The sequence below is a fragment of the Loktanella sp. DJP18 genome (assembly GCF_049310965.1).
Taxonomy (GTDB): Bacteria; Pseudomonadota; Alphaproteobacteria; order Rhodobacterales; family Rhodobacteraceae; genus Loktanella.
In genome coordinates, this window is record NZ_JBMERN010000240.1 from 1 (window position 1) to 2,982 (window position 2,982).

3 protein-coding genes are annotated in these 2,982 nt (G+C 58.2%); all 3 read left to right on the forward strand.

The genetic code is table 11. The features are described 5' to 3' along the window. The first annotated feature begins 205 nt into the window (after positions 1-205). Genes ACOI1H_RS24510 through egtD form a run of 3 tightly spaced genes read left to right on the forward strand, consistent with a single transcriptional unit; the run spans position 206 to position 2,876 of the window. Complete coding sequence (locus ACOI1H_RS24510; protein WP_422440848.1) at positions 206-505, forward strand: hypothetical protein; 300 nt, start codon at positions 206-208, stop codon at positions 503-505. 56 nt (positions 506-561) lie between these two features. After that, entirely contained in the window at positions 562-1,824 is a 1,263-nt protein-coding gene (gene egtB / locus ACOI1H_RS24515; protein ID WP_422440849.1) for an ergothioneine biosynthesis protein EgtB, read from the forward strand. Next, positions 1,821-2,876, forward strand: coding sequence for an L-histidine N(alpha)-methyltransferase (gene egtD / locus ACOI1H_RS24520; RefSeq protein WP_422440850.1), 1,056 nt, complete (start codon positions 1,821-1,823; stop codon positions 2,874-2,876). The genes egtB and egtD overlap by 4 nt, the downstream gene beginning before the upstream one ends. Positions 2,877-2,982 lie beyond the last annotated feature (106 nt).

Genomic DNA, 2,982 nt, shown 5'->3' on the forward strand with positions numbered 1-2,982 from the left:
CGTCCTTCCTGCGCCTGCGGCTTTGTGAAGGCCGGGTGATCCCCCCCTTTGGCTTTGATTTCAGCATTGCGGCGGTTCCCCCCTGCCCTCGCCGGGAGGCAAGGTTTCAGAAGAGGGGCGCGCTTACGCGCTGCCTCGTTTGACCCCTCGCCCGATTTTCGGCATCAGACCGGAAACGTGGCACGACCGCAAAGGACCAAGGACTATGACCGAACACATTACCCTGTCGGCAGCAGAGCAGGCCGAGATTGATCGCGCCGCCAAGATCGCAGAGCAGAACGACCGTTTTCGCAGGACATGGGGCGCAGACGTCACCGTCGGTTCGAGCGCTCGTCGTGCAATGTCCCGCCCCCTCCGGCATCAGACCCCTAGATGCACCAGCCCGGATCTTCTTGCTTCTGTCTCGCGAAAATTCGACGCAGCGAGCTCCGGAATGATCGAGGCTTTGTCCGCGCAGGATCCAATGCTCAGTTCCCTAGTGAGGCATTCAGCTAAGGTTCTATGAAACTTTTGGAAGCCCGGACGTGTTCACACTTGCCTGCCACACAAGGAGTGATCCAAATGAATGCTGCCCCCATGCCGGTGCCCCCCAGCGAAGCGATGAATCTTTTCACCAGCACGCGCACCCGTACCCAAGTATTGGTGGCACCGCTTTGCCCCGAAGACACGATGCTCCAAAGCATGGAAGACGCCTCTCCCGTCAAGTGGCACTTGGCCCATACCACGTGGTTCTTCGAAGAATTCATTCTGAAACCCCGGGTCCCGAACTATAAGTCCCCAGATGATCGTTTCGCGTTCCTTTTCAATTCCTATTACACGCAGGCCGGCCCTCGTCACGCACGCGATCAGCGCGGTCTTGTATCGCGACCCAGCGGCGATGCCGTGCGCGACTACCGCGCCCATGTCGAGGACAGCCTCAATAGCTTGATGAACGCGCACCGCGATGACAGTGACGAGATTGCGGGGCTGGTTGAGCTGGGGTGCCACCACGAGATGCAGCATCAGGAGCTTTTGATCACCGATCTTTTGCATGGGCTTAGCTTTAATCCGTTGCTGCCCGCCTATAAGGATCCCGAACCCCTTCCCGTCAGGTCGGAGGTTTCGCTGAGCTTCACAAGCCAAGTCGGGGGGCTCGTCGAGATCGGCCATGACGGACGCAGGTTCGCCTACGATTGCGAAGGCCCACGTCACAAAACATGGCTCGAACCGTTCGAGATCGCCGACCGTTCTGTCACTAATCGTGAATGGATCGCGTTCATGAACGACGGCGGCTACAGCGACCCGCGCCTGTGGTTGATGGAGGGTCACGCTGTGGCGACGCGGGAAGGCTGGGAGCATCCGCTTTACTGGTGGTCGCAAGACGACGAATGGTGGACTTATACGCTGCGTGGCCCGCAGCCCGTGGCGCTCGACGCCCCCGTGGTTCATGTCAGCTACTACGAGGCCGAGGCGTTCGCGCGTTGGGCAGGCGGCCGCCTGCCCAACGAAGCTGAGCACGAAATAGCGTTCCGGGATATTCCTATCCGTGGCAACTTTATGGGCGATGCTGAGGCAATCGGCGCATTGCGTCCACTTCCCGGCGACGGCATTTGGGGCGATGTCTGGGAATGGACTGCTTCCGATTTTTCACCCTATCCTGGTTTTCGCCCGCCAGAGGGTGCACTGGGTGAGTACAACGGTAAATTCATGGTCAATCAACGCGTACTCCGTGGCGGGTCCTGCGCCACGCCGAGAGAGCAGATGCGGACAACCTACCGGACATTCTTCTATCCGCACCAGCGCTGGCAGATGATGGGCCTTCGTCTGGCCAAGGATGCAGCGTGACCAGCGTTGCCGCTCTGCGGGTTAGCCGCGTGACGGGATCGGATTCGTTGAACTTGGCATTGCTTAAGGACGCGATTACCGGGCTGTCGGCCAGCGCCAAGTCCCTTAGTCCCAAATGGCTTTACGACGAACGCGGTAGCGCCCTCTTCGAGCAGATTACGGGGCTGACGGAATACTATCCGACCCGAACCGAGACGGGGATCCTGCAGCACCATGCCCACAGACTCGCCGGTCTTGTGCCGGACGGTGGAGCATTGGTCGAGCTGGGTTCTGGAGCATCGGTCAAGACTCGGCTGCTGTTGGATGCCGCGACGCATCTGGATGCTTATGTTCCAGTCGACATATCATCGGAATTTCTGCATCGCACATCTGACGATCTGCGCGGACGCTATCCGAACCTCGAGATCGTCCCCGTGGTAGGTGATTTCTCGCAGCCACTGGATTTGCCTGAATCGGTCATGGATCATCCAAAGGTTGGTTTTTTTTCGGGCTCGACCATCGGTAATCTTGAGCCGGAGGCGGCGCGGATGCTTCTGCAGAGCGCCAGCGATTGGTCGAATGTCCAAGGCTTCATTTTGGGTGTCGATCTGGTCAAGGACCCCGAAGAGCTGGTCGCCGCATACGACGATTCCAAAGGTGTCACGGCTAAATTCATCGCAAACATATTGATACGGCTCAACCGCGAGGTCAGGGCTAATTTCGACCCCGCAGCCTTTTCCTACGAGGCGCGCTGGAATGTAGAACTTGCGAGAATTGACATGTTGCTCATCTCGACCCGGAAACAGACGGTGAATCTTCCCAGCGTCCGGATCGATTTTGAGGCCGGAGAACCAATCCATGTCAGCGCATCTCGGAAATACACGCCCGACAGTCTTGCCGCGATGGTCGGTTCCGCCGGGTGGAAGCTGGATCATAACTTGATGGATGCGAAGAGCAGATTTGCCGTCGCTTTTCTATCGCCCTCAGAGGAGTTGTGTGAAGCAGTTGAAATCCGCCAACGACAAAGACTACCAAGCAGGCGCACCACCGTCGCCCACGGTAAACGAAAATAATCGATCGGTAGGTTAAGTTTTCCGGCTTGCTGGTCCGCTTTTGGGGATAGCCACCGGTTAATACCAAGCGGTGCAAAGCACAGATCAACGACATGGGCGGCGGCCA